The 24,658-nt window shown below is 70.7% G+C and carries 21 protein-coding genes and 2 pseudogenes; 9 read left to right on the top strand and 14 right to left on the bottom strand.

Features of this window, described 5'->3' with window-relative positions; all coding sequences use genetic code 11:
* Nucleotides 1–257 precede the first annotated feature (257 nt).
* Nucleotides 258–965 (bottom strand): SIMPL domain-containing protein, encoded by a 708-nt coding sequence (locus AB0D57_RS03960; protein ID WP_362066692.1) that lies wholly within the window; start codon nucleotides 963–965, stop codon nucleotides 258–260.
* A 137-nt stretch (nucleotides 966–1,102) separates the two neighbouring features.
* On the opposite strand from AB0D57_RS03960, the gene AB0D57_RS03965 reads away from it, so the two are divergent.
* Nucleotides 1,103–2,911: a 5'-nucleotidase C-terminal domain-containing protein gene (locus AB0D57_RS03965; RefSeq protein WP_362066694.1), complete on the top strand. Its 1,809-nt coding sequence runs from the start codon at nucleotides 1,103–1,105 to the stop codon at nucleotides 2,909–2,911.
* Between the two features lie 85 nt (nucleotides 2,912–2,996).
* Here the strand turns inward: AB0D57_RS03965 and AB0D57_RS03970 are convergent, their stop codons facing one another.
* The 6 genes and pseudogenes from AB0D57_RS03970 to AB0D57_RS03995 all read right to left on the bottom strand — a co-directional run.
* A complete protein-coding gene (locus AB0D57_RS03970) occupies nucleotides 2,997–4,424 on the bottom strand; it encodes a SidA/IucD/PvdA family monooxygenase (RefSeq protein ID WP_362066696.1) in 1,428 nt (475 codons plus the stop codon).
* On the bottom strand, nucleotides 4,421–5,782 hold the full coding sequence (locus AB0D57_RS03975) for an aminotransferase class V-fold PLP-dependent enzyme (protein WP_362066698.1): 1,362 nt from the start codon (nucleotides 5,780–5,782) through the stop codon (nucleotides 4,421–4,423). The genes AB0D57_RS03970 and AB0D57_RS03975 overlap by 4 nt, the downstream gene beginning before the upstream one ends.
* Before the next feature lie 351 nt (nucleotides 5,783–6,133).
* Nucleotides 6,134–8,713, bottom strand: coding sequence for an aminopeptidase N (gene pepN, locus AB0D57_RS03980; protein WP_362066700.1), 2,580 nt, complete (start codon nucleotides 8,711–8,713; stop codon nucleotides 6,134–6,136).
* A 141-nt stretch (nucleotides 8,714–8,854) separates the two neighbouring features.
* Nucleotides 8,855–9,283, bottom strand: a pseudogene (locus tag AB0D57_RS03985) (response regulator); the annotation flags it as partial.
* A 70-nt stretch (nucleotides 9,284–9,353) separates the two neighbouring features.
* Nucleotides 9,354–9,743 carry a chorismate mutase gene (locus AB0D57_RS03990; RefSeq protein ID WP_362066702.1) on the bottom strand — a complete coding sequence of 130 codons (390 nt, stop codon included), beginning with the start codon at nucleotides 9,741–9,743 and terminating at the stop codon, nucleotides 9,354–9,356.
* A 19-nt stretch (nucleotides 9,744–9,762) separates the two neighbouring features.
* Nucleotides 9,763–10,197: pseudogene (locus AB0D57_RS03995) on the bottom strand (helix-turn-helix transcriptional regulator); the annotation flags it as partial.
* A gap of 816 nt (nucleotides 10,198–11,013) precedes the next feature.
* On the opposite strand from AB0D57_RS03995, the gene AB0D57_RS04000 reads away from it, so the two are divergent.
* Nucleotides 11,014–11,910 carry a hypothetical protein gene (locus AB0D57_RS04000; RefSeq protein WP_362067057.1) on the top strand — a complete coding sequence of 299 codons (897 nt, stop codon included), beginning with the start codon at nucleotides 11,014–11,016 and terminating at the stop codon, nucleotides 11,908–11,910.
* Between the two features lie 64 nt (nucleotides 11,911–11,974).
* Nucleotides 11,975–12,916 carry an ankyrin repeat domain-containing protein gene (locus AB0D57_RS04005; RefSeq protein ID WP_362066704.1) on the top strand — a complete coding sequence of 314 codons (942 nt, stop codon included), beginning with the start codon at nucleotides 11,975–11,977 and terminating at the stop codon, nucleotides 12,914–12,916.
* Between the two features lie 87 nt (nucleotides 12,917–13,003).
* On the opposite strand, the gene AB0D57_RS04010 is transcribed toward AB0D57_RS04005, so the two are convergent.
* Nucleotides 13,004–13,933 (bottom strand): SDR family oxidoreductase, encoded by a 930-nt coding sequence (locus AB0D57_RS04010; RefSeq protein WP_362066706.1) that lies wholly within the window; start codon nucleotides 13,931–13,933, stop codon nucleotides 13,004–13,006.
* 1 nt (nucleotide 13,934) lies between these two features.
* Nucleotides 13,935–14,780: an SDR family oxidoreductase gene (locus AB0D57_RS04015; RefSeq protein WP_362067059.1), complete on the bottom strand. Its 846-nt coding sequence runs from the start codon at nucleotides 14,778–14,780 to the stop codon at nucleotides 13,935–13,937.
* Nucleotides 14,781–14,895: 115 nt separating this feature from the next.
* Between AB0D57_RS04015 and AB0D57_RS04020 the strand changes: the two genes are divergently transcribed.
* The 4 genes from AB0D57_RS04020 to AB0D57_RS04035 are packed head-to-tail and all read left to right on the top strand — an operon-like array spanning nucleotide 14,896 to nucleotide 18,360.
* Complete coding sequence (locus tag AB0D57_RS04020; RefSeq protein WP_362066708.1) at nucleotides 14,896–15,648, top strand: enoyl-CoA hydratase family protein; 753 nt, start codon at nucleotides 14,896–14,898, stop codon at nucleotides 15,646–15,648.
* On the top strand, nucleotides 15,645–16,493 hold the full coding sequence (locus tag AB0D57_RS04025) for a CoA-transferase (protein ID WP_362066710.1): 849 nt from the start codon (nucleotides 15,645–15,647) through the stop codon (nucleotides 16,491–16,493). The genes AB0D57_RS04020 and AB0D57_RS04025 overlap by 4 nt, the downstream gene beginning before the upstream one ends.
* Nucleotides 16,490–17,290, top strand: coding sequence for a CoA-transferase (locus AB0D57_RS04030; protein WP_362066712.1), 801 nt, complete (start codon nucleotides 16,490–16,492; stop codon nucleotides 17,288–17,290). The genes AB0D57_RS04025 and AB0D57_RS04030 overlap by 4 nt, the downstream gene beginning before the upstream one ends.
* Nucleotides 17,290–18,360, top strand: coding sequence for a nitronate monooxygenase (locus AB0D57_RS04035; protein WP_362066714.1), 1,071 nt, complete (start codon nucleotides 17,290–17,292; stop codon nucleotides 18,358–18,360). Before AB0D57_RS04030 ends, AB0D57_RS04035 begins: the two co-directional genes overlap by 1 nt.
* Before the next feature lie 139 nt (nucleotides 18,361–18,499).
* Here AB0D57_RS04035 and AB0D57_RS04040 read toward each other — a convergent pair whose 3' ends face one another.
* Genes AB0D57_RS04040 through AB0D57_RS04050 form a run of 3 tightly spaced genes read right to left on the bottom strand, consistent with a single transcriptional unit; the run spans nucleotide 18,500 to nucleotide 21,118 of the window.
* Nucleotides 18,500–19,657 (bottom strand): acetyl-CoA C-acetyltransferase, encoded by a 1,158-nt coding sequence (locus AB0D57_RS04040; protein WP_362066716.1) that lies wholly within the window; start codon nucleotides 19,655–19,657, stop codon nucleotides 18,500–18,502.
* 32 nt (nucleotides 19,658–19,689) lie between these two features.
* Nucleotides 19,690–20,301: a TetR/AcrR family transcriptional regulator gene (locus AB0D57_RS04045; RefSeq protein WP_362066718.1), complete on the bottom strand. Its 612-nt coding sequence runs from the start codon at nucleotides 20,299–20,301 to the stop codon at nucleotides 19,690–19,692.
* Nucleotides 20,302–20,326: 25 nt separating this feature from the next.
* A complete protein-coding gene (locus tag AB0D57_RS04050) occupies nucleotides 20,327–21,118 on the bottom strand; it encodes an SDR family oxidoreductase (protein ID WP_362066720.1) in 792 nt (263 codons plus the stop codon).
* A gap of 60 nt (nucleotides 21,119–21,178) precedes the next feature.
* On the opposite strand from AB0D57_RS04050, the gene AB0D57_RS04055 reads away from it, so the two are divergent.
* Together AB0D57_RS04055 and AB0D57_RS04060 are read left to right on the top strand one after the other, a co-directional pair.
* Nucleotides 21,179–22,324, top strand: coding sequence for an acyl-CoA dehydrogenase family protein (locus AB0D57_RS04055; protein ID WP_362066722.1), 1,146 nt, complete (start codon nucleotides 21,179–21,181; stop codon nucleotides 22,322–22,324).
* Complete coding sequence (locus AB0D57_RS04060; RefSeq protein WP_362066724.1) at nucleotides 22,324–23,313, top strand: acyl-CoA dehydrogenase family protein; 990 nt, start codon at nucleotides 22,324–22,326, stop codon at nucleotides 23,311–23,313. The genes AB0D57_RS04055 and AB0D57_RS04060 overlap by 1 nt, the downstream gene beginning before the upstream one ends.
* Here AB0D57_RS04060 and AB0D57_RS04065 read toward each other — a convergent pair.
* Together AB0D57_RS04065 and AB0D57_RS04070 are read right to left on the bottom strand one after the other, a co-directional pair.
* Nucleotides 23,294–23,848 (bottom strand): HutD family protein, encoded by a 555-nt coding sequence (locus tag AB0D57_RS04065; RefSeq protein WP_362066726.1) that lies wholly within the window; start codon nucleotides 23,846–23,848, stop codon nucleotides 23,294–23,296. The two genes, AB0D57_RS04060 and AB0D57_RS04065, sit on opposite strands and share 20 nt — an antisense overlap.
* A complete protein-coding gene (locus AB0D57_RS04070; RefSeq protein ID WP_362066728.1) occupies nucleotides 23,845–24,564 on the bottom strand; it encodes a VWA domain-containing protein in 720 nt (239 codons plus the stop codon). Before AB0D57_RS04070 ends, AB0D57_RS04065 begins: the two co-directional genes overlap by 4 nt.
* Nucleotides 24,565–24,658: the final 94 nt, after the last annotated feature.

Here is a 24,658-nt window from a genome sequence, read left to right on the forward strand (position 1 = left end):
AGCGCATCGGACCGGACCAATCGAGACGGGGATCAGTTCGGCCCGAGATCTGGCACGGGGCCAGCAAGATCACGATCTACAGCTGGAGTACTAGGCCTTACCGGCCGGTAGGGAATTGGCTACGTATGACTACTCAACAACCTTTGCGTGAAGCCTTCTTGACAAAAGTTGAATTGTGCGCCGGGGTGCTCTGATGAGCGGCGGTATGGATTTCCTGCACCCCGGTTGCATTTATCTACAACTTACCCGCGACTCGTCTACAGCCGAGGCGGCTCCATCGTGAATCGGGCGTTGACCTGGGCGTAGACGTGCTGGCGCTGGGGTTCGAGGTCGAGGGGCGGAGCTTCCTCGGTGGCGGCGCTCGCCAGGGACATGGCGCGCATGGCTCGGCCGGAGGCGTACGGCTCCGCGTTCTCCGCGCCGATGTCGGCGAGTTCCACCAGGGCCGCGAGGGTGGTGCCGAGGGCTTCGGCGTATTCGCGGGCGCGTTGGACGGCTTCGCGCACTGCTTGCTGGCGGGCTTGGCGGTGGGAGGGTGAGTCGGGGCGCAGGGCCCACCAGGGGCCGTCGACGCGGGTGAGGTCGAGGTCGGCCAGTCGGGTCGTCAGCTCGCCGAGGGCGGTGAAGTCGGTGAGTTCGGCGGTGATGTGGACGCGGCCGTGGTAGGCGCGGATGCGTTCGCCGCGGCCGTGTTTGGTGAGTTCGGGGGTGATGGAGAAGGCGCCGGTTTCGACGCGTTCTACGGCGTCGCCGTAGGACTTGACCAGGTCGAGGGCGGTGGCGTTGCGGCGGGTGAGGTCGGTGAGGGCTTCTCGTCGGTCGGTGCCGCGGGCGCTGACGGTGATGCCGATGCGGGCGATTTCGGGGTCGACTTCGAGGTGGGCTTCGCCGCGGACGGCGATGCGGGGGGAGTCGGGGGTTCCGTAGGGGAGGGCGGGTTGGGGTTCCGTTTCGGTGGGAGCCATACGTCCCACTCTGTCACTCGGGGGGTGGTTGCGGTGCCCTCTGGTCACCAGATCGAAACCTACTGGACCTGTTACGGGGCAGGCGAGTTGGGTGAGAATCTACGCGCGTCGTTGACCTTTCCCGAGGAGCCTGAGACATGCCGTTGAACCGCAGGAAGTTCCTGAAGAAGTCCGCTGTGACGGGTGCGGGTGTCGCGTTGACCGGTGCGGTCGCGGCTCCGTCCGCGCAGGCGGCGGCGCCGGCGGGCGGGAAGCCGTCGAAGCCGAAGCGGTACTCCCTGACGGTGATGGGCACGACGGACCTGCACGGGCATGTCTTCAACTGGGACTACTTCAAGGACGCGGAGTACTCCGACACGGCGGGCAACGCTCAGGGTCTGGCGCGGATTTCGACGCTGGTGAACGCGGTGCGCAAGGAGAAGGGCCGTCGCAACACGCTGCTGTTGGACGCCGGTGACACGATCCAGGGCACGCCGCTGACGTACTACTACGCGAAGGTGGACCCGATCACGGCCAAGGGTGGTCCGGTGCACCCGATGGCGCAGGCGATGAATGCCATCGGCTATGACGCTGTGGCGCTGGGCAACCACGAGTTCAACTACGGCATCGAGACGCTGCGGAAGTTCGAGTCGCAGTGCCACTTCCCGCTGCTGGGTGCGAACGCGCTGGACGCGAAGACGCTGAAGCCGGCGTTTCCTCCGTACTTCATGAAGAAGTTCCATGTGCCGGGCGCCCCGGCGGTGAAGGTGGCCGTGCTCGGCCTCACCAACCCGGGTATCGCGATCTGGGACAAGGCGTATGTGCAGGGGAAGTTGACGTTCCCGGGGCTGGAGGAACAGGCGGCGAAGTGGGTGCCGAAGCTGCGGTCCATGGGTGCGGATGTCGTGGTCGTGTCGGCGCACTCCGGTTCGTCCGGTACATCGTCGTACGGTGATCAACTGCCGTACGTCGAGAACTCGGCGGCGCTGGTGGCTCAGCAGGTGCCGGGGATCGACGCGATTCTTGTCGGGCACGCGCATGTGGAGATTCCTGAGCTGAAGGTGACGAACACGGCGTCGGGCAGGACGGTCGTGCTGTCGGAGCCGCTGGCGTATGCGGAGCGGTTGTCGCTGTTCGACTTCGAGTTGGTCTTCGAGAAGGGGAAGTGGCAGGTCGAGTCGGTGGCGGCGTCGGTCCGCAACTCGAACTCGGTGGCCGACGACCCGAGGATCACGAAGCTGCTGAAGGACGAGCACGACGTGGTCGTGGCGTACGTCAATCAGGTGGTCGGCACGGCGACGGAGACGCTGACGACGGTCGAGGCGCGTTACAAGGATGCCCCGATCATCGACCTGATCACGAAGGTGCAGGAGGACGTCGTCAAGGCGGCGCTGGTGGGTACGGAGTACGCGTCGCTGCCTGTCATCGCGCAGGCTTCGCCGTTCTCGCGTACGTCGGAGATCCCGGCCGGGGATGTGACGATCCGGGATCTGTCGAGTCTGTATGTGTACGACAACACGCTGGTCGCGAAGCTGTTGACGGGTGCTCAGGTGCGGGCGTACCTGGAGTACTCGGCGCAGTACTTCGTGCAGACGGCGGCGGGTGAGGTGATCGACACGGCGAAGCTGACCAACGCCGCCAACCGCCCGGACTACAACTACGACTATGTGTCGGGTCTTCAGTACGACATCGACATCGCGCAGGCGGTCGGTTCGCGGATCAAGAATCTGACGTACAACGGTGCGGCGCTGGATGACGCGCAGCAGTTCGTGTTCGCGGTGAACAACTACCGGGCGAACGGTGGTGGCGCGTTCCCGCATGTGGCGTCGGCGAAGGAGCTGTGGGCGGAGTCGACGGAGATTCGTACGCGGATCGCGGAGTGGGTGACGGCGAAGGGTTCGCTGGATCCGAAGGAGTTCGCTTCGGTGGACTGGAAGCTGACGCGTGAGGGTACGCCGGTGTTCTAGGACTTCGGCGGTGAGATCGGCGGCGTCGGCGCGAAAGCGTCGGCGCCGTCGGTGTGTCCGCGTCCCTGCCTTCCGTCACCATCCGTCACCTTCCGTCAACGAGGGGGATGAGTGCCCTGTTCTGTCGTACGGGTGGGATCTGCGGTCGGGGTTCGAGTCCGAAGGTGGTGAAGGCGGTGCGCGTGGGGAGCGGGTAGGGCTCTTTGCCGGTGAGGGAGTTGAGGATGGTGGCGCTGCGCCAGGCGGCGAGGCCCAGGTCGGGGGTGCCGACGCCGTGGGTGTGGAGTTCGGCGTTCTGGACGTGGATGTGGCAGCCGGAGCCGGTGATGGACGGGTCGAGGACGAGGCGGTACTGGTCGTCGACGCGGGGGCGTTCGGCGCTGTCGCGGCGCAGGTAGGGGTCGAGTCCGGCGAGGATGCGGCCGAGGGGGCGTTCGCGGTAGCCGGTGGCGAGGACGACAGCGCTGGTGGTGAGGCGGGAGCGGGCGCCTTGTTGGGCGTGTTCGAGGTGGAGTTCGATTTTGGTGGTGGCGACGCGTCCGGCGGTGCGGACGGTGACGGCGGGGGTGAGGACGGCGTCGGGCCAGCCGCCGTGGAGGGTGCGGCGGTAGAGCTCGTCGTGGATGGCGGCGATGGTGTCGGCGTCGATGCCTTTGTGGAGTTGCCATTGGGCGGTGACGAGCCGGTCGCGTACGGGTTCGGTGAGGGCGTGAAAGTAGCGGGTGTAGTCGGGGGTGAAGTGTTCGAGGCCGAGTTTGGAGTACTCCATGGGTGCGAACGCTTCGGTGCGGGCGAGCCAGTGGATCTTTTCGTGTCCGGTGGGGCGGTTGCGCAGGAGGTCGAGGAAGATTTCGGCGCCTGATTGGCCCGCCCCGATGACGGTGATGTGTTCGGCGGTGAGGAAGTGTTCGCGGTGGGCGAGGTAGTCCGCGGCGTGGATGACGGGGACGCCGGGGGCTTCGACGAGGGGTTTGAGGGGTTCGGGGATGTGGGGGGCGGTGCCGATGCCGAGGACGATGTTGCGGGTGTAGGCGCGGCCGAGGGCTTCGGCTTCTTCGTCGGTGTCGAGTTGGGTGAAGTCGACTTCGAACAGGGCGCGTTCGGGGTTCCAGCGGACGGCGTCGATCTGGTGGCCGAAGTGGAGTCCGGGGAGGTTGTCCGCGACCCAGCGGCAGTAGGCGTCGTATTCGGCGCGTTGGATGTGGAAGCGCTCGGCGAAGTAGAAGGGGTAGAGGCGGTCGCGGGCCTTGAGGTAGTTGAGGAAGGACCAGGGGTTTGCGGGGTCGGCGAGGGTGACCAGGTCGGCGAGGAAGGGAACTTGGAGGGTGGCGCCGTCGATGAGGAGGCCGGGGTGCCAGTCGAAGCCGGGGCGTTGTTCGTAGAAGGCGATGTCGAGTTCGGGGAGGGGGTGGGCGAGGGCGGCGAGGGAGAGGTTGAACGGGCCGATGCCGATGCCGACGAGGTCGCGGGGTGCTTCGGGTTCGTGGCGTGGAGGGAGGGGCGTCGGGCTCATCGGGGTGTGTGTCCTTCCACCAGTTTCAGGAGCGCGGCCAGGTCGCTCGGCCGGGTGTGCGGGTTGAGGAGGGTGGCTTTGAGCCAGAGGCGGTTGTCGAGCCGGGCGCGGCCGAGGACGGCGCGGCCGTCGTGGAGGAGTTTTCGGCGTACGGCGGCGACGGTTTCGTCGGTGGCTTCGGTGGGCCGGAACAGGACGGTGCTGAGGGTGGGCGGGTCGTAGAGTTCGAAGCCGGGGTGTGCTTCGACGAGGTCGGCCAGTTCGTGGGCGTGGGCGCAGACTTGGTCGACGAGGGCGCCGAGGCCGTGTCGTCCGAGGGTTTTGAGGGTGACCGCGATTTTGAGGATGTCGGGGCGACGGGTGGTGCGCAGGGAGCGGCCGAGGAGGTCGGGGAGGCCTGCTTCGGTGTCGTCGTCGGCGTTGAGGTAGTCGGCGCGGTGTTGGAGTGCGGTGAGGTCGTGTGCGTCGCGTACGGCGAGGAGGCCTGCGGCGACGGGTTGCCAGCCGAGTTTGTGCAGGTCGAGGGTGACGGTGTGGGCGCGGTGGAGTCCGTCGAGTGTGGCGCGGTGGCGGTCGCTGAAGAGGAGGCCTCCGCCGTAGGCGGCGTCAATGTGGAGGCGGGCTCCGTGGGCGGCACAGAGGTCGGCGATGTCGGGCAGGGGGTCGATGAGCCCGGCGTCGGTGCTGCCTGCGGTGGCGGCGACAAGAAGGGGGCCGTGCAGTTCGCCCAGGGCTTCGTCGAGGGCGGCGGGGTCCATGGTGCCGGCGGGGGCGGGTACGAGGACGGGGTCGGGCAGGCCGAGCAGCCAGGCGGCGCGGTGCAGGCTGTGGTGGGCGTTGGCTCCGCAGATGAGCTGCACTCCGCCGTGGGCTTCTCGGGCGAGGAGGAGGGCGAGTTGGTTGGACTCGGTGCCGCCGGTGGTGACCAGGGCGTCGCCTGCTGCGCCGTACACCTCGTGTGTCAGGGCCCGGGTGACGAGGGTTTCCAGTTCCGAGGCGGCCGGGGCCTGGTCCCAGGAGTCGAGGGACGGGTTGAGGGCGCCGGCGGCGAGGTCGGCGGCGGTGGCGACGGCGAGGGGTGGGCAGTGCAGGTGGGCGGCGCACAAAGGGTCGGCGGGGTCGGCGGAGCCTTCGGCGAGGGTGCGGACGAGGGTTCGTAGGGCGTCGTGGGTTCCCTGCTGGGGCAGTACGTCGCCGACGGCGTCCCGTACGCGGCGCGCCACCTCCTCCGGGCCTCCCGCGGGCAGTGGTCCCCCGCGGGCCTCGCCGCCGTCCCGTAGGGCGTCGAGCACGGTTTCGAGCAGGGGCCGCAGTGCGTCGGGGCCTTCGGGGCCTGAGGCGAGGGGCGGCGTGCTCATGGGGTGTCCTCCGGTGGGCGCGCGGCAGGGGATTCAAGCCTGTACGCGGATCGGGTCGGCACGCCCGGAGAGGACAACGATCCGACTCGTTTGGGGGTACTGCCGTACGGAGGAAATGTGCGCGGGAGGCGGAAGTGCTAGGCGCTCCGCTGGAACCGGGGGAACGGTGGTATGCGGGCTGCGGCAGGTTGTTTGTGGCTGGTCGCGGACGCGCGGCGCAGCCGCATAGGTCACAGTCCCGCGCCCCTTTGGGTGAGCTGACCGTCCCTGCCGTGGCCGAGGCTCGGAGGGACGATCAGCTCGCCGTGTCGTCATCGTCGTCGGGGAGGAGCGAGGTTCACATCGCCTTTTCTAGGCTTCTCGTACCTTCAACGCCCGTGCCAGGTCGTCGAGTTGGTCGACGAGTTTGCGGCGCAGGGCCGGGATGAGGTCGGCTTCGCGCAGGCAGGTTTCACCGAGGGTGAGGGTTTCGGGGGCGATGGCGTGGGTGGGGAAGGCCCAGCGTCCGGCGGCTTCGGCGATGGCGGGGCCGCGGCGGGCTGCGAGGGCTACGGCGTCGGGCCAGTAGCGCTTGACGTACTCCCGTACGAGGTCGGCCTGTTCGGGCTGCCAGAAGCCCTGGGCGGTCGCTGTGAAGAGGTAGTTGGAGAGGTCGTCGGTCGCGAACATCTCCTCCCAGGCGCGGCGTTTGGCTTCCGGGTCGGGCAGGGCGGCGCGGCAGCGGGCGGCGCCTTCCTGGCCGGCGGCGCTGGGGTCCTGGACGAGTTCGGCGTCGATGACGGCGTCGTCGATGGCGCCGAGGACGGCGAGGCGGCCGAGGATGCGCCAGCGCAGCTCGGGGTCGAGTTCGGGGCCGCCGGGGACGGTGCCTTCGGAGAACCAGGCGCTGATGGTGTCGGGGTGGGCGGCGACGTCGATGTAGTGGCGTACGGCGGTGAGGCGTAGGCCGGGGTTGGAGCCGTCCTCGGTGCGGCGGATCAGGTCGCGGCACAGGTCGGTGAGGGTGGCGAGGGCGGTGGGGCGGTCTTCGGGGGCGAGGTAGCGGTCGGCGACGTGGGTGGCCGCGAAGGACAGGACGCCCTGGACGAGGGCGAGGTCGGTCTCGTGCGGGAGGTGGGCGCGGGCGGCTTCCACGTAGGCCATGGCGGGGAGTTCGCCGTCGCGTACGGCGTCGCGCAGGGCGTTCCAGACGACGGCGCGGGTGAGGGGTTCGGGCAGGCCGGAGAGGCGGGTGCGGACGGCGTCGAGGGACTCGGCGTCGAAGCGGATCTTGGCGTAGGTGAAGTCGCCGTCGTTGAGGAGGACGAGGGCGGGGCGTGGGCCGGCGGTGCTGATGCCGATGTTGCCGGTGGCGGGGAGGTCCGCCTCCAGGCGCTTGCGCAGGGTCAGCAGGCGCGCGTCGTGGAGGTCGTGGTCGTAGACGCCGATGGTGATGCGGTGCGGGCGCCTGCCGCCGGGCGACTCGAGGGTGGTGAGGTGGGTGAGGCCGTGGCGGTTCTGGGCGGGGTCGGGCTTGGACCAGACTCCGGGGCTGCTCAGGTGCCGGATGTCGAGGTGCCAGTTTCCGCCCTCGGCTCGGACTTCGGGGGTGAGGGTGTCGACGCCGGTGGTGCGCAGCCAGGAGTCTGCCCAGGCGTGTACGTCGCGTTCGGTGGCGGAGGCGAGATTGTCGATGAAGTCGGCGAGGGTGGCGTTGGCGAACTTGTGGCGGGCGAAGTGGGTGTTGATGCCGGCGAGGAAGTCCTTCTCGCCGAGCCAGGCCACCAGTTGCCTGAGGGCGGAGGCGCCCTTGGCGTAGGAGATGCCGTCGAAGTTGAGCATGGCGGACGCGGTGTCGGGGACGGCGTGGGGGTCGGGGGCGACGGGGTGGGTGGAGGGGCGCTGGTCGGCGTCGTAGCCCCAGGGTTTGCGGGTGACGCCGAAGTCGGTCCAGGTGCCCGTGAAGCGGGTGGCTTCGGTGAGGGTCTGGTAGCCCATGTACTCGGCGAAGGACTCGTTCAGCCAGATGTCGTCCCACCAGCGCAGGGTGACGAGGTCGCCGAACCACATGTGGGCCATCTCGTGGGCGATGACCATGGCGCGGGTCTGGCGCTCGGTGTCGGTGACGGCGGAGCGGTAGACGAATTCGTCGCGGAAGGTGACGAGGCCGGGGTTTTCCATGGCGCCGGCGTTGAATTCGGGGACGAACGCCTGGTCGTAGGAGTCGAAGGGGTAGGGCTCGTCGAATTTCTCGTGGTATCGGTCGAAGCAGGCGCGGGTGACGTCGAGGATCTCGTCGGCGTCGACGTCGAGGTAGGGGGCCAGGGAGCGGCGGCAGTGGATGCCGAAGGGGAGGCCGCGGTGTTCGGTGCGTACGGAGTGCCAGGGGCCGGCGGCGACGGCGACGAGGTAGGTGGAGATCAGCGGGGTGGGCGCGGCCTGCCAGCGGCCCTCTCCGAGGTGTTCGGTGACGCCGTTGGCGAGGACGGTCCAGCCGTCGGGGGCGGTGACGGACAGTGCGAAGACGGCCTTCAGGTCGGGCTGGTCGAAGGCGGCGAAGACGCGCTGGACGTCTTCCATGAAGAGCTGGGTGTAGAGGTAGGTCTCGCCGTCGGTGGGGTCGGTGAAGCGGTGCATGCCCTCGCCGGTGCGGGAGTAGCGCATGGCGGCGTCGATGCGCAGTTCGTGCTCGCCGGTGGTGAGGCCTTTGAGGGGCAGCCGGTTCTCGTCGAGTGTCTCGGGGTCGAGGGGCTGTCCGTCGAGGGTGACGGAGCGCAGTTCGGCGGGCTTCAGCTCGACGAAGGTGTCCGCGTCGGCGCGGGCGGTGAACCGGATGACGGTCAGGGAGTCGAAGGTGTCGTCCCCGCTGGTCAGGTCGAGTTCGATCCCGTAGTGGTGGACGTCGAGGAGCTTGGCACGGGTCTGCGCTTCGTCGCGCGTCAGTACGGACATGGGGACATGCTGCCTGATGGGTCGGACAGGGCACAGAGGTGGTCCGTTATGCGGCGTATGTACCCGATGGCCGCGGCGTACGCACCCTGCGTCCACCCCTTGTGTTGACCCCGTATCGACCCCTTGTGTTTATCCCTGGGGCAGGGCGGCACGGAGTTCGCGCAGTTCCGCCAGGACGGCCTGGTGGCGTTGATGGGCGTCGTAGAGGTAGCGGACCTTGGTGCGCAGGGCCCAGGGGTCGACGGGTTTCATGACGAGGTCGGCGACGCCGAGGCCGAAGGCGGTGGCGGTCAGTTCGGTGTCCGGGCCGAAACCGGTGAGCAGGATGATCGGGATGTGCTGCGTCTGCTCGACGCGCCGCATGTAGCGCACGACGTCCAGACCGCTGACGCCGGGCATGCGCACGTCGAGGAGGAGCAGTCCGACCTGGCCGCGCAGGACCTCCTTGAGGGCCTCGTCGCCGCTGGTGGCGCGGCTGACGAGGTAACCCAGCGGGGCCAGGGCGCTCTCGAGCGCGTACAGCGTGTCCTCATGGTCGTCGACGATGAGGATCTTGGCATCCGACGGCATGGCCCGACGTCCCCTCGTGACACCTGGCAGGGGGTGTTCAGCGCAGAATGCACGCCGGGGGCGCCTGGTGTCACTCCCCTGTGTCGGCGGCGTGGGGCTCGGCGCCGTCCGCGATGCGCTCGTGGTGGCGGATGACCTCGGCGATGATGAAATTCAGCAGTTTTTCCGCGAAGGCCGGATCCAGTTTGGCGTTCTCGGCGAGGCGGCGCAGCCGGGCGATCTGGTGGGCCTCGCGGGACGGGTCGGCGGGCGGCAGCTGGTGGGCGGCTTTGAGGTGGCCGACCTGTTGGGTGCATTTGAAGCGTTCGGCGAGCATGTGGACGACGGCGGCGTCGATGTTGTCGATGCTGTCGCGCAGCCGGGCGAGTTCGGCGCGCACGGCGGGGTCGACGCCGGTTTTCGCCGCGTCGGTGTTGTCAGTGCTGCCGGTGGTGTTGTCGTTGGTGTTGCTGATGGTCATGGTGACCAACCCTATGCGGCTAGGGCCTGCCGCGGCCGCCGGGCAGGGTGCGGGCCTGCTGCTCGCGGAAGCGGACGGGGGCCATGCCGACGCGGCGGGTGAACAGGCGGGAGAAGTACGCCGGATCGTCGTAGCCGACGCGTCTGGCCACCGCGGCGACGGGGAGTTCGGTGGCGGCGAGGAGTTCCTTGGCGCGGCCCAGGCGGATGCTGAGGAGGAAGTCCTTGGGGCTGCGGACGGCGGCGCGGCGGACGGCGGCGCGGCGGACGGCGGCGCGCAGTTCGACGGGGGTCACGCCGTGCCGAGCGGCGTGCTCGGCAACGGACAGGGGCTGGCAGGCGTCGCGGGCGAGGGCGTGCAGGACCGGGTCGCCGTCGGGGGCGAGGTCGGCGCGGGCGCGGCGCAACACGACGAGGAGTTCGTGGACGGCGGCGCCGGTCTCGACCTCCAGGAGGAGGTTGGCACCTGTTGCCGGCGTACTGAGCAGGAGTGACTTCTGGTGAGTGTGCGTGAGCGCCAGGGCTGGATGCGGTTGTTCCGTTGTGCGCGGGGGCCTCTCTGCTATGGGGGGCGTGTTCCGCCCTTCGTTCTTCGAGAGGGGAACTGGGGTTCTCGGGTCGAATGGGTGACCTTTGCAGGGGCTGCTAGTTGACTGTCGTGACGGGGATCTCCTGTCGGAGGGGAGGGGGAACGAGTGGGCGGGCTGCGGGAGTTGGCGGCGTCGTTCGTGGTGCCTGGTCCCGCCGGGGTGGCGATCCAGGACCGGCTGCGGGTGTCGGTGGCGGATGCGGCGGTGCTGGCCGAGGTCGGGATGTTTCTGGGTTCGCCGGCTGCTGGTGATTCGCGGAGCGGTCACGGCAAGGGCCGGCGCATGATGCGGCGGGGTGGGCGGTGCGCAAGCGGGGGCTGACGGGCGGTCGTCGGCGCGCTGGGCGGGCAGTATCACCAAGGCCACGCATGACCTGTGGGCGCTGGCCAGGCGTGGGCAGGTGGCGCATCTGGCCTGGCTGCGCGGGCAGATCTCGTCGGTCGAGGCGCGGCTGGCCCGGCCGCTGGGCGCCAAGGCGGACGAGCGGGAAGGGCTGGTGCGCGGGTATGCCCTGCAACGACGCGGCGGCCGGGGGCCGATACGTCGCCGGGCGGCCCCCGTGAGTCCCGGGCGGCACCCGGGTGCGGACGTGAGGGGGCGGGGCGTGCGCCTGCCCCTCCGATCGCCGAAACCCCGCCTAGAGTGGAGTGGCAAGTGCTGGCGCCTTCAGGGGGTGCGGACGTGGCGAACGGCGGACCCGTCGAGCACGGCTACCCGCATCTGGACACGGTGCGGGCGGCGATCACCGCGCTCTACAAGCGGCTCTCGTACGACACCATCCACACCTTCTCGACCAGCGTGGCCCCCGCCGACGTGGCCTTCGGCGACATCGACGACCTGTATCTGGGCGCCCAGCGCGTGGCCCACGAGATGGTGCGCCACTACCGCCTCCCGGACGCCCGGATGATCATCAGCTTCCGCGAGATGACACACGCGGCGAACGTCGAACTCACCGCGGGCCCCGAGTACTTCATCGAACTCAACGACCGCTTCCGCACCTACCGCAGGGACATCGGCGCGGCCCTCGCCCACGAGGTGATGCACGTCTATCTGCACCGCCTCGATCTCTCCTTCCCCGGCACCCGCGACAACGAGATCCTCACGGACACCGCGGCGACCTACCTCGGCGCGGGCTGGCTGCTTCTCGACGCCTACCGCGAGGACTCGGCCTCCTCACAGAAGCTCGGCTACCTCACCCCGGAGGAGTTCGGCTACGTCCTCGCCAAACGCGCTCTGGTGTTCGGTGAGGACCCGTCGATCTGGTTCACCAGCCCGCAGGCGTACACGGCGTACACGAAGGGCATGGCGCAGGCCCGCCGCGACGAGCAGCAGCCCCCGCTGACCGCGGCCGGCTGGGTGGGCCGGCACCGTTACGCGAAGGACCGGCGCTCCGCCCAGGACCACCACGCCCCGGGCCTCCACCCCGGCGCCCCCTACGCGTTCACCCCCGACAGCCGCGGCCCCCTGCGTGTCTCCTTCCCCTGCCCGACCTGCCACCAGCGGATCAGAGTGCCGGTGCGGGGCCGGGTACGGGCCCGCTGCACGTTGTGCCGGACGGTACTGGAGTGCGACACGTAAGGGGTGAGGCAGAACACCACTCAAAACTTTGCCTCCCGCGCCCTTAGCGAGCGAGTGTCGAGGGATGAGCACGAAAGAGCCCGCGGCACGTCTCTTCGCCGCGGTGTACGACGGTGACGAGGACACGGTCGTACGGCTGCTGCGATCCGGGGTCGGCGCGGAGTCGGTGGACGAGGACGGCCAAACGGTGCTGTATCTGGCGGCGGTCAGCGACCAGCCCGGCATCGTACGACTGCTGCTGGCCGCGGGTGCCGAGCCCGACCGGCTCAGCCAGGGCACGGACGCGCCGCTGTGCGGGGCGGCGTGCGGCGGGCACACGGAAGTCGTACACGCCCTGTTGGCGGCCGGGGCCGGACCGGACACGGTGGAGGCGTTCGGGTTCACGGCGCTGACGTGGGCCGTGCGACGGGGCCAGGTCGCGGTGGTGACGGAGCTCCTCGCGGGCGGCGCCGACCCCGACCGCCCGGGCCCGACTGGTGAGCCCCCACTCGTCGCGGCCGCCCGCCGCGGCTCGCCCGGCTGTGTACGCGCCCTGCTGCGGGGCGGAGCGCGGGCGCGGTCAGCGGCCCTCGCCGAGGCCCACCGCCTGCTCACTCTCGATGTGGAGAGCGAACTGCGCACGGGCCTGGAACAGACCTACGGCCCCGGCCACCCGTCAGCCACCCACCGCTACCCGGAGGACGGCGGTATCACCATCGAGGTCCAGCTCCTCGACCCCGCCGGGCACCCGGTGGCCGGCAACGACCAGCAGACGGGCCACGCCGCGATCGTCACCCTCCTCGAGACGTCCCTCGGCATCGCCGCCCCCAGCGCCGAACTGGCTGCCCGCGCCCTGCGCTGCGCCGACCCCGACAACGACGACTGGACCGAGGCGGCCACCGCGCTCGGCCGCCGCGCCGACGAGGAGACCTTCCGGGCCGCGTCCCTGTGGTGCGGAAGCCCGGACCCGCTCCGACAGGCCTTCGGAGCCGACGTACTGGGCCGACTGGGACGCCCTCAGCCGTAGCTGTCGCCACCGGTCGGCACCATCCAGCCCGTCCGGCGTTCGAGGACGAGCCCTTCGGGCGAAGGCGGGGGTCCACAGCAAGGCCGATCACCCCGCCCCGTACACCACCCCCGGAGCCTCCGCCTCCGCCAGCAGTTTCAGCGCCGTCTCCCCGGCCTCGGCCGGACTCCGGCGCGCCCCCTTGTCCGCACTCGGCCCCGGCCGCCAGCCCTCCATGACGGTGATCCGGCCGCCCTCGACCTCGAAGACCCGACCGGTGACACCGGCACCGGCGGCGGATCCGAGCCAGACGACCAGCGGCGAGACGTTCTCCGGCGCCATCGCGTCGAAAGAACCGGCGCCCGCGTCGGCGCCCGGCGCCGCCATCATCTCCGCGAAGGTCCGCTCGGTCATCCGTGTGCGGGCCGCGGGGGCGATCGCGTTGACCTGAACCCCGTAGCGCCCCATCTCGGCCGCGGCGACCAGGGTCAGCCCGATGATCCCGGCCTTGGCGGCGCTGTAGTTCCCCTGCCCGACCGACCCCAGCAGACCCGCTCCACTGCTGGTGTTGACCACGCGGGCCCGCGGCACCCGCCCCGCCTTCGCCGCCGCCCGCCAGTGCGCCGCCGCGTGCTTCAGCGGCAGGAAATGTCCTTTCAGGTGCACGCGCATGACCGCGTCCCAGTCGTCCTCGTCGAGGTTGACCAGCATCCGGTCGCGCAGGAAACCCGCGTTGTTGACGAGGGTGTCGAGGCGCCCGTACGTCTCCAGGGCGGTGTGGATGAGGGACGCGGCGCCGTCGGTCGTGGCGACGTCGCCACCGTGGGCCACCGCTTCCCCGCCCGCCGCACGGATCTCGTCCACGACCCGCGCGGCCGGGCTGTCCGGGCCGGGCGTGCCGTCGAGGCCGACCCCGAGGTCGTTCACGACGATCCGCGCGCCCTCGGCGGCGTACGCGAGCGCGTGCGCCCGGCCGAGCCCGCGCCCCGCGCCCGTGACGATCACGACGCGCCCCTCGCACAACAGCGGTGCGCTCATCTCAGGTCTCCTCCGTGGCTTTGTCAGCGGTCGCGGCGGCGGCTTTGTTGGCGGTCGCGGCGTCGGCTTTGTCAGCGGTCGCGGCGTCGGCTTTGTCAGCGGTAGCGGCGTCGGCTTTGTTGGCGGTCGCGGCGTCGAGGAAGGCGGGCCGCTCCCCACCGCCGTGGACGAGCAGCGAGGCCCCGCTGATGTACCTGGCCGCGTCCGAGGCGAGGAAGACGGCAGCCTCGCCGATGTCGGACGGGTCGGCGAGGCGGCCCAGCGGGACGGTGCGGGAGACGGCGGCGATGCCGTCCTCGCCCCCGTAATGCAGATGGGACAGCTCGGTGCGGACCATGCCGACGACCAGGGTGTTGACCCGGATGTCGGGGGCCCACTCGACGGACATCGAACGGGCCAGGTTCTCCAGGCCCGCCTTGGCGGCCCCGTACGCCGCCGAACCGGGCGAGGGGCGTGTACCGCTCACGCTGCCGATCATCACGACCGAGCCCCTGGCCCGCTTGAGGTGGTCGTACGCGGCGAGCGAGGCGGTCAGCGGCGCGATGAGGTTGAGCTCGATCACGCGCGCGTGACGCTCCGCGTCAGCCTGGGCGAGCGGACGGTACGGGGCGCCGCCCGCGTTGTTGACCAGCACGTCGAGTCGGGGCAGCGCGGCGAAGAAGGCGTGCACGGCGGGCGGGTCGCGCAGGTCGACGGACGTGAATTCGATTCCCTCCAGCGGGACTTCCGGGGGCCTGCGCGCACAGACCACCACCTCCGCGCCCGCCTTGACGAAGGCCCGCGCTATGCCGGCTCCGACGCCGCGGGTGCCGCCCGTGACGACGACGGTCCTGCCTCCGAGATCCACGGTGTCGACGTTGTCCACAGGGCCTCCCGCGCGGATGCATTCGCTGCTAGCTTCGAGATTGCACCTAACAAACGTTTGGTGGAAAGGTGTTGAGTGGAAGGTAGCTGATGCGCCCATGGGTGTCTCCACCTCGTCCCCGGAAAAGGGGATTTCCGTCGTCACGATCGACTTCCCGCCGGTGAACGCACTGCCGGTGCGGGGCTGGTTCGAGCTGGCCGACGCCGTCCGCGCGGCGGGCCGCGACCCCGGGATCCGGTGCGTCGTGCTCATGGCCGAGGGGCGCGGGTTCAACGCGGGCGTGGACATCAAGGAGATACAGCGCGACCCGGCGGGCCCTCGCGCGCTCATCGGGGCCAACCGCGGCTGCTTCGAGGCCTTCGCCGCGGTGTACGAGTGCGAGGTGCCCGTCGTCGCGGCGGTGCACGGCTTCTGTCTGGGCGGGGGGATCGGGCTGGTGGGGAACGCGGACGCGATCGTGGCGAGCGAGGACGCGACCTTCGGCCTGCCCGAGCTGGACCGCGGCGCCCTGGGCGCGGCCACGCATCTGGCCCGCCTGGTCCCCCAGCATCTGATGCGCGCGCTGTACTACACCTCGCGCACGGCGACCGCGGCCGAGCTGCATGCGCACGGCTCGGTGTGGCGGGTCGTTGAGCGCGAAGAACTCCCGGGCGCCACCCTGGAGTTGGCGCGCGAGATAGCGGCCAAGGACGGCGAGCTGATCCGGCTCGCCAAGGCCGCGATCAACGGCATCGATCCCGTGGACGTGCGCCGCAGCTACCGCTTCGAGCAGGGCTTCACCTTCGAGGCCAATCTCAGCGGGGTCGCCGGGCGGGTCCGCGCCGGCTTCGGCGAGGAGGCCGCCCGGTGAGCGACAAGACCATGTCGGTACACGAGGTCGTCGGCCGGCTGGAGAGCGGCATGACGCTGGGCATCGGGGGCTGGGGTTCGCGCCGCAAACCGATGGCCCTGGTGAGAGCGCTGCTCCGGTCCGACATCACCGATCTCACCGTCGTCTCGTACGGTGGGCCGGACGTCGGCCTGCTCGCCGCCGCCGGACGGATCCGCACCCTCGTCACCGCCTTCACGACCCTCGACTCGATCCCGCTCGAACCGCACTACCGCGCGGCACGCGAGCGCGCGGCCTTCGAGCTGCGGGAGGTCGACGAGGCGATGTTCCTGTGGGGCCTGCACGCCGCCGCGAACCGGCTGCCCTTCCTCCCCGTCCGGGCCGGCCTCGGTTCGGACGTGATGCGGGTCAACCCCACGCTGCGGACGGTCACTTCGCCGTACGAGGACGGCGAGACGTTCGTTGCCATGCCCGCCCTGCGCCTGGACGCGGCCCTGGTCCACATGAACCGCGCGGACCGCGCGGGCAACGGCCAGTACCTGGGCCCGGACCCGTACATGGACGACCTGTTCTGCGAGGCGGCCGGCGCGGCGTACGCCTCCTGTGAGCGGATCGTCGACACGGCCGAGCTGACCAAGGAGGCCGCACCGCAGACGCTGCTGCTCAAGCGGTCGAGCGTGACGGGAGTCGTCGAGACGCCCAACGGCGCGCACTTCACGTCGTGCGCCCCCGACTACGGACGCGACGAGCCCTTCCAGAAGCTGTACGCCACCACGCCGTACGCCGAGTTCGCCGAGCGGTTCCTCTCCGGCGACGAACAGGACTACCAGTCCGCCGTGCGGGCCTGGCACAAGGAGCAGCGATGAGCCCCGAGACCGCGGTCACCCGCACGCCTTCTCCCCCGCCCACCCGCTCCGAGTACTGCGTGATCGCCTGCGCCGAGGCCTGGCGGGACAACGGCGAAGTGCTCGCGAGCCCGATGGGCCCGATCCCGTCCATCGGCGCCCGCCTCGCCAAGCGCACCTTCTCCCCCGACCTGCTGCTGACGGACGGCGAGGCCATGCTGGTCGGTCTCGACGGCACTCCGGAGGGCTGGCTGCCGTACCGTCAGCACCTCACCATGGTGACCGGCGGGCGCCGGCACGTGATGATGGGCGCGAGCCAGCTCGACCGCTACGGCAACCAGAACATCTCCTGCATCGGCGACTGGTCACGACCCGGGCGCCAGCTGCTGGGGGTGCGCGGCGCCCCGGTCAACACCCTGAACAACCCGACCAGTTACTGGGTCCCGAAGCACTCCCCGCGCGTCTTCGTCGCCCACGTCGACATGGTGTGCGGGGTGGGGTACGACCGTGCCGCCGCCGCGGGCCCGAGCGCCACCCGCTTCCACCGCATCCCGCGTGTGGTGACCGACCTCGGGGTCTTCGACTTCGCGACCCCCGACCGCTCGATGCGTCTCGCCTCGTTGCATCCGGGCGTCACCGTCGAGCGGGTGCGGGAGGCGACGGGCTTCGAGCTGTACGTCCCCGACGAGGTGCCGTACACACGTGAACCGACCTCCCTGGAGCTGGAGTTGATCCGCGAGGTCATCGACCCGGGCGGCGCCCGGGACCGTGAGGTCGTCGATCCCGGTGCCCCTCGCGTCGGTGAGGTCGGGCGCTGATGGAGACCGCGCTCACCCGTCTGACCGGCGTCCGTCACCCCCTCGTGCAGACCGGCATGGGGTGGGTGGCCGGGCCCCGCCTGGTCTCCGCCACGGCGAACGCCGGCGCGCTGGGCATCCTGGCCTCCGCGACGATGACGCTCGACCATCTGCGCGACGCCGTACGGGAGGTCAAGTCCCGTACGGACTCGCCGTTCGGGGTGAATCTGCGCGCCGACGCCGGGGACGCGGGCGACCGGGTGCGGATCGTCATCGACGAGGGTGTGCGCGTGGCGTCCTTCGCCCTCGCACCCTCCCGCGAGCTGATCGCCGAGCTGAAGGAGGCGGGGGTGGTCGTCGTCCCGTCCGTCGGGGCGCGCCGGCACGCCGAGAAGGTGGCCGCCTGGGGTGCCGACGCGGTGATCGTGCAGGGCGGCGAGGGCGGCGGACACACCGGGGAGGTGGCGACGACGGTGCTGCTGCCGCAGGTGGTGGACGCGGTGGAGATCCCGGTGGTGGCGGCGGGCGGCTTCCACGACGGGCGGGGGCTGGTGGCCGCGCTGGCGTACGGGGCGGCGGGCATCGCCATGGGCACCCGCTTCCTGCTCACGTCCGACTCGACGGTCCCGGACTCGGTGAAGGCGAGATACCTGGCGGCGACGGTCAAGGACGTCACGGTCACGACGGCCGTGGACGGACTCCCGCACCGCATGCTGCGTACGGACCTCGTGGACGCCCTGGAGAAGTCCGGCCGCACCAGGGCCCTCGTCCAGGCCGTGCGCCGAGCGGCCGGGTTCAGGAAGATCTCCGGTCTCTCCTGGTCACGGATGATCCACGACGGCCTCGCCATGAAGCACGGCAAGGACCTGTCCTGGAGCCAGGTCCTGCTCGCGGCCAACACGCCGATGCTGCTGCGTGCCTCGATGGTCGAGGGGCGTACGGATCTGGGGGTGATGGCGTCGGGGCAGGTGGCCGGGGTGATCGACGACCTGCCGTCGTGCGCGGAGCTCGTCGACCGGGTGATGACGGAAGCGGGGGTGATTCTCCGCGGCCTTCCCACCCATCGTCACGACGTGGACCGCACCCACTAGGACCTGTCCGGTCGATCACGGCGGAGACGCGGGGTGGGGCACGCACCGCTGCTTTCCTCCACCGTCATCGACCGGACAGGTCCCGGAGCACCGGTTCCCGGCAGGGCGATGCCGCGAGCAGGGCGCGGTGGGAGAGCCGTCAGAGCCGCTCGATGATCGTCACATTCGCCTGACCGCCGCCCTCGCACATGGTCTGGAGGCCGAACCGGCCGCCCGTGCGCTCCAGTTCGTGGAGGAGTGTCGTCATCAGCTTCACGCCGGTGGCGCCGAGCGGGTGGCCGAGGGCGATCGCGCCGCCGTTGACGTTGACCTTGTCGGGGTCGGCGCCGGTCTCCTTGAGCCAGGCGAGGACGACCGGGGCGAAGGCTTCGTTGATCTCGACGAGGTCGATGTCGGCGAGGGACATGCCGGTCTTCTTCAGGGCGTACGCGGTGGCCGGGATGGGCGCCGAGAGCATGCGGATGGGGTCCTCGCCGCGCACGGAGAGGTGGTGGACGCGGGCACGCGGGGTCAGCCGGTGTTCCCGGACCGCCCGCTCGGAGGCGAGCAGCATCGCGGCGGCGCCGTCGGAGACCTGGGAGGAGCAGGCGGCGGTGATGGTGCCGCCCTCGACGACCGGTTTCAGGCCCGCCATCTTCTCCAGTGAGGTGTCCCGGCGTGGGCCCTCGTCGACCGTGACCTGCCCGTGCGCGACGGTCTCGCGGGTGAAGCGGCCCTCGTCGATGGCGCGGATCGCCCGCTGGTGGGAGCGGAGGGCGAACTCCTCCTGGTCCTGACGGCTGATGCCCCACTTGGCGGCGATCAGTTCCGCGCCGTGGAACTGGTTGACGGGCCGATCGCCGTAGCGGGCCCGCCAGCCCTCGCTGCCCGCGAAGGGGCCCTCGGTGAGGCCGAGGGGTTCGGCGGCCCGGCGGGAGGCGAAGGCGATGGGTATCAGGCTCATGTTCTGGACGCCGCCCGCGACGACCAGGTCCTGGGTGCCGGACAGGACGCCCTGGGCCGCGAAGTGCACGGCCTGCTGGGAGGACCCGCACTGCCGGTCGACGGTGACACCCGGCACCTCCTCGGGGAGCCCGGCCGCCAGCCAGCAGGTGCGGGCGATGTCCCCGGCCTGCGGCCCCACGGTGTCCAGGCAGCCGAAGACGACGTCCTCGACGGCGGCCGGGTCCACGCCGGACCGCTCGACCAGGGCGCCCAGGACATGCGCGCCGAGGTCGGCCGGGTGGACACCGCTCAGACCTCCCCCGCGCCGCCCGACGGGCGTACGGACCGCTTCGACGATGTAGGCCTCGGCCATGACAACTCCCTCACAGACACGCGGACATGGGGTTATTCGCGTACGGAGATCCCGTCCAGCACCATCGTCAGGTACTGCCGGGCGATCTCCTCCGGGCTGTGCTGTCCACCGGGCCGGTACCAGGACGCGGCGACCCACACGGTGTCGCGCACGAACCGGTAGGTGAGGCGGATGTCGAGGTCGGCCCGGAAGACCTCGGCGCTCACGCCACGCTCCAGCGTGCTCAGCCACGCCTTCTCGAAGTTGCGCTGCGACTCGGCGAGGAAAGCGAAGCGCTGCTGTGCGGCGAGGTGCCGGGACTCCTTCTGATAGATGGCGACGGCGTCGCGGTGCCGGTCGATCTCCCGGAAGGACTCGGTGACCAGGGCCTCCAGGGTTTCGCGGGGGCCCAGTTCGGCGTCCAGGACGGTGTCATAGCCGTCCCAGAGCTCGTCGAGGAAGGACCGCAGGATCTCCTCCAGCATCGATTCCTTGGAGTCGAAGTGGTAGTAGAGGCTGCCCGCGAGCATGCCCGCTCGGTCCGCGATCTTCCGTACGGTGGTGGCGTTGTAGCCCTGCTCGGCGAAGACCTCGGCGGCGGTGCCGAGGAGTTCACGGCGCCGCTGGGGGGTGGCGGTCACCTGGGGCTTCTTCTTGGTAGGCACGGTTCCATTGTGGTCTGCACCGGCCTCAGGGGTGCCGGCTGCTGACGGAGACGACTTCGCCCGTCATGTACGAGGAGTAGCCGGACGCCAGGAACACGATCACGTTGGCCACCTCCCAGGGCTCGGCGTACCGCCCGAAGGCCTCGCGGGCGGTCAGCTCCTCGAGCAGCTCGGGGGTGGTCACCTTCACGAGGTGCGGGTGCATGGCGAGGCTCGGCGAGACGGCGTTGACCCGCACCCCGTACGCGGCCGCCTCGACGGCGGCGCAGCGGGTGAGTGCCATCACCCCGGCCTTCGCGGCGGCGTAGTGGGCCTGTCCGGCCTGGGCGCGCCAGCCGACGACGGAGGCGTTGTTCACCACGACCCCGCCGCCGCCCCGCTCCTTGAGTCGCCGCAGGGCGGCGCGGGTGCACCGGAACGTGCCGTTCAGCGTCACGTCGAGCACTTTCGACCACTGCTCGTCGGTCATGTCGACGAGGTTCGAAGTACCGCCGAGGCCCGCGTTGTTGACGACGACGTCCAGGCCTCCGTGTAACTGCAGAGCCGCGTCGAAGAGGGCTTGGACCTGGTCCTCGTCGGTGACATCGCAAGGAAGTGAGGCGACCTTCGCGGCGCCGAACTCGCCCGACAGGACCTCGGCGCTTTCCTTCAGCCGGCGCGCGTGCGCGTCGCTGATCAGCACGCGTGCGCCCTCTTCGAGGAACCTGCGCGCCGTGGCTCCGCCGATTCCGGCGCCGGCCGCGGCGGTGATCACGGCCGTACGCCCCTTCAGCAGCCCGTGCCCGGGGACGTACGCCGGAGTCTCGACGTCGCTCATGCCTCCACGCTAACCTACCAAACACTTGTTAGGGAAGGTTGTCGCCGAAGGGTGCCGCCGATGGACCTCACGCACTCCCCCGCCGACGAGGCGTTCCGCGCCGAGGCCCGGGCCTGGCTCACCGCACATGTGCCGCCGTCGCCGCTCCCCTCCCTGGAGACCGAGGAGGGCTTCGCGGCGCACCGCGCGTGGGAGGCCGAACTGGCCGCGGACCGCTGGTCGGTGGTGTCCTGGCCGACGAAGTACGGCGGCCGGGACGCGGACGTCGTGCGCCGGCTGGTCTTCGAGGAGGAGTACTACGCGGCGCACGCCCCGGGCCGGGTCGGCCAGAACGGCATCAGCCTCCTCGCCCCCACGCTCTTCGACCACGGCACACCGGAGCAGCGCGCCCGCATCCTCCCCTCCATGGCCACCGGCGAGGTCGTCTGGGCGCAGGCGTGGTCCGAACCGGAGGCCGGTTCCGACCTCGCCTCGCTCACCTCCCGCGCGGTGCGCACGGACGGGGGCTGGCGCTTGAGCGGGCAGAAGACGTGGTCGTCACGGGCGGCGTTCGCGGATCGGGCGTTCGGCCTGTTCCGCAGCGAGCCGCACACCCCCAAACCCCATCAGGGCCTGACCTACCTGATGTTCGACCTGCGCGCGCCCGGCGTCACCGTCCGCCCCATCGGGCGCCTCGACGGAAAGCCGGCGTTCGCCGAACTCTTCCTGGACGAGGTCTTCGTCCCCGACGAGGACGTGATCGGCGCACCCGGCGAGGGCTGGCGGATCGCCATGTCGACGGCGGCCGACGAACGCGGTCTGACGCTCCGCACACCGGGCCGCTTCCTTGCCGCCGCCGACCGGCTGGTGGCCCTCTGGCACTCCCACCCGGACCCCTCGGACACGGCACTGCGCGACCGGGTGGCCGACGCGGTGATCGGCGCCCGCACCTACCAGCTCTTCGCGTACGCGCATGCCTCCCGCTTCCTCGACGGCGAGAGCATCGGGGCGGAGGCCAGCATGAACAAGGTCTTCTGGTCCGAGTACGACATCGCGCTGCACGAGACGGCACTCGATCTCCTCGGCCCGGAGGGCGAGTCGACGGACACCGACTGGTGCGAGGGGTACGTCTTCTCCCTCGCCGGCCCGATCTACGCCGGCACCAACGAGATCCAGCGCGACATCATCGCCGAGCGTCTGCTCGGTCTCCCGAAGGGCCGCCGCTGATGCGCTTCCTCCTCGACGCCGAGCAGCGCGCCTTCGCCCGCTCACTGGACGCGATGCTGACCGCGGCCGACCCGCCCGCGGTCGTCCGCGCGTGGGGCACCGGCGACCACAGCCCCGGCCTCGCCCTGTGGTCCCGCCTCGCCGACGCGGGTGTCTTCGCGCTGGCGATACCGGAGGCATACGAGGGGGTCGGCCCGCTTCCCGTGGAACTGGCCGTGGCCTTCGTCGAGTTGGGCCGGCACGCGGTCCCGGGGCCTTTGGTGGAGACGGTGACGGCGGCGGCCCTGCTGACCGAGCTGGGCGAATCGGGTCCGGCCAAGCGTCTGCTCCCGCCGTTGGCCTCGGGCGCGAGTGTCGCCACGCTCGCCCAGGAGGGCTCGTACGCGCTGGACGCGGACGCGGCGGCGGTGCTCCTCACCGTGGACGGCGACGCCCTGCGCCTGGCCCCCGGCCACGGCCCGGTGCGCGCGTCCCTGGACCGGGCCCGGCGGCTCGCCCGACCGGAACCCGGCGGCGAACTGCTGGCCTGCGGCCCGCACCTGACCGTCGCGGCCGCCCACGCCCTCACCTGGGCCCGTCTCGCCACCGCCGCCCAGGCCCTCGGGGTCGGCCTCGCCCTCCTCGACCGAACCGTCGCCCACGTGAAGCGGCGCACGCAGTTCGGTGTCCCCGTCGGTTCGTTCCAGGCCGTCAAGCACCAGCTCGCCGACGCGAAGATCGCGCTGGAGTTCGCGCGCCCGCTGCTCTTCGGGGCGGCGCTGACCATGGCGCGCGCCGACGTGGCCGCCGCCAAGGTCACGGCCTGCGAGGCGGCGTACGCGACCGCGCGCACCGCACTCCAGCTGCACGGCGCGATCGGCTACACCGCGGAGTGCGACCTGTCCCTGTGGCTGACCAAGGCCCGTGCCCTGCGCACCGCGTGGGGCAGCCCGTCGGCGTGCAGGTCGGAGGTCCTCAGCGGTGCCGGCCTCACGGAGCGAGACCGATGACGGCGGCGCGGCCCACCGTGTGCAGCACGGCGTCCTCTGCGGTCAGCAACACGGCGTCGTACGGTTCGAGGGCCAGGTCGGCCACCTCAGCGGTCCCGTCCAGCGCCACGACCACCACGGCCGGGCCCGCCGGGACGGCGAGGGCCCGGCCGGGAGGTGCGAGGGTGACGGTCGGGGCCGTGTCGCCGCCCCTGCGCCACATGACGTTGAGATTCACCACCGGCCCGGCGAGCAGTCGGCAGTCGGTCGGCAGATCGCCGGGGAAGTTCTGGGGGACGTACCGGGTGTCGACGATCCGCCGCGCCCCGCCCACTGTCAGGTCCATCCCGGCGCCCTCGACGAGGGTCAGGATCCGCTCCACCCCGTCGAACGCGGAGAACGGTCCGTCCGCGCCGACGTCGGCCAGGCTCACCCGCCACGCGAAGTCGTCCATGCCCGCGCCCTCGGGCGAGCCGACGATCTCGCGGGTGACACCGCCGCCGTTCTTCCAGGGCACGGCGACGCGCTCGGCAGCGGGCAGAAACCGTACGGTCACTGCACGATCCCCTTCGCTCGCGCCGCCGCCAGCCACTGCGGGAACTCGCCCACGATCCGGTCGTACAGCTCGTCGTCGGACACCTTCAGCGGATCCGAACCGGCGTGGAAGAACCCGGCGTTGTCGACGACGCGCTTCTGCGGCACCGGCAACTCGTCGAGTTTGCGCAGGAATTCGAACTGCCGGCTGTCCGGATCGCCGAACCCTATGAACTGCCAGAACAGGGGAAGTTTCGCCGCCTTGCACAAGTACCGTTCGGCGGCGAGCTTGTTGATCGGTCCGCCGTCGGTCTGGAAGACGACGAGGGCGGGGTCCTTGGAGCCGCTGTCGAGGTAGTGGTCGATGACGGCGTCCATGCCCAGGTGATAGCTGGTCTTGCCCATGTGGCCGAGACCGGCGACGATCCGCTCGATACGGCCCCGGTGGTTGTCGAGCGCGATGTCGGTGACCGCGTCGATGTCCGTGGAGAAGAAGACGACCGGGACGGTGCCGTCGTCGTCGAGGTGCGCCGACAGTCCGAGCACCCGGTCGGCGAGCGCCTGCACGCTGCCGTCCTTGTAATACGGCTTCATCGACCCGGAGTAGTCGACCACCAGATACACGGCGGCCCGCTGCCCGCTCAGCCCGTGCTTGGTGAGGGATACACCGGCGCTCTTGTACAGACTGACCAGCGCGGGCGCGGTCTCCTCCACCTTGCTGAGGCTGATCCCGGGCATACGGGCTCCCTTCGGTGCGGCGAGCTGTGACGGGAGTGCCGAGATTACGTCACCACCGGACGCCGGTGCAGGCGGTGCCGTTGGTGCTGTTGCT

Origin of the sequence: Streptomyces sp. NPDC048275 (assembly GCF_040652275.1) — a bacterium.
Classification (GTDB): Bacteria; Actinomycetota; Actinomycetes; order Streptomycetales; family Streptomycetaceae; genus Streptomyces.

What these genes read in the sequence shown, in the direction of transcription:
- AB0D57_RS03960 (WP_362066692.1), bottom strand. Translation starts at nt 965, where the DNA reads ATGGCTCCCACCGAAACGGAACCCCAACCCGCCCTCCCCTACGGAACC.
- AB0D57_RS03965 (WP_362066694.1), top strand. Translation starts at nt 1,103, where the DNA reads ATGCCGTTGAACCGCAGGAAGTTCCTGAAGAAGTCCGCTGTGACGGGT.
- AB0D57_RS03970 (WP_362066696.1), bottom strand. Translation starts at nt 4,424, where the DNA reads ATGAGCCCGACGCCCCTCCCTCCACGCCACGAACCCGAAGCACCCCGC.
- AB0D57_RS03975 (WP_362066698.1), bottom strand. Translation starts at nt 5,782, where the DNA reads ATGAGCACGCCGCCCCTCGCCTCAGGCCCCGAAGGCCCCGACGCACTG.
- pepN (WP_362066700.1), bottom strand. Translation starts at nt 8,713, where the DNA reads ATGTCCGTACTGACGCGCGACGAAGCGCAGACCCGTGCCAAGCTCCTC.
- AB0D57_RS03990 (WP_362066702.1), bottom strand. Translation starts at nt 9,743, where the DNA reads ATGACCATCAGCAACACCAACGACAACACCACCGGCAGCACTGACAAC.
- AB0D57_RS04005 (WP_362066704.1), top strand. Translation starts at nt 11,975, where the DNA reads ATGAGCACGAAAGAGCCCGCGGCACGTCTCTTCGCCGCGGTGTACGAC.
- AB0D57_RS04010 (WP_362066706.1), bottom strand. Translation starts at nt 13,933, where the DNA reads ATGAGCGCACCGCTGTTGTGCGAGGGGCGCGTCGTGATCGTCACGGGC.
- AB0D57_RS04020 (WP_362066708.1), top strand. Translation starts at nt 14,896, where the DNA reads ATGGGTGTCTCCACCTCGTCCCCGGAAAAGGGGATTTCCGTCGTCACG.
- AB0D57_RS04030 (WP_362066712.1), top strand. Translation starts at nt 16,490, where the DNA reads ATGAGCCCCGAGACCGCGGTCACCCGCACGCCTTCTCCCCCGCCCACC.
- AB0D57_RS04035 (WP_362066714.1), top strand. Translation starts at nt 17,290, where the DNA reads ATGGAGACCGCGCTCACCCGTCTGACCGGCGTCCGTCACCCCCTCGTG.
- AB0D57_RS04040 (WP_362066716.1), bottom strand. Translation starts at nt 19,657, where the DNA reads ATGGCCGAGGCCTACATCGTCGAAGCGGTCCGTACGCCCGTCGGGCGG.
- AB0D57_RS04050 (WP_362066720.1), bottom strand. Translation starts at nt 21,118, where the DNA reads ATGAGCGACGTCGAGACTCCGGCGTACGTCCCCGGGCACGGGCTGCTG.
- AB0D57_RS04055 (WP_362066722.1), top strand. Translation starts at nt 21,179, where the DNA reads ATGGACCTCACGCACTCCCCCGCCGACGAGGCGTTCCGCGCCGAGGCC.
- AB0D57_RS04060 (WP_362066724.1), top strand. Translation starts at nt 22,324, where the DNA reads ATGCGCTTCCTCCTCGACGCCGAGCAGCGCGCCTTCGCCCGCTCACTG.
- AB0D57_RS04070 (WP_362066728.1), bottom strand. Translation starts at nt 24,564, where the DNA reads ATGCCCGGGATCAGCCTCAGCAAGGTGGAGGAGACCGCGCCCGCGCTG.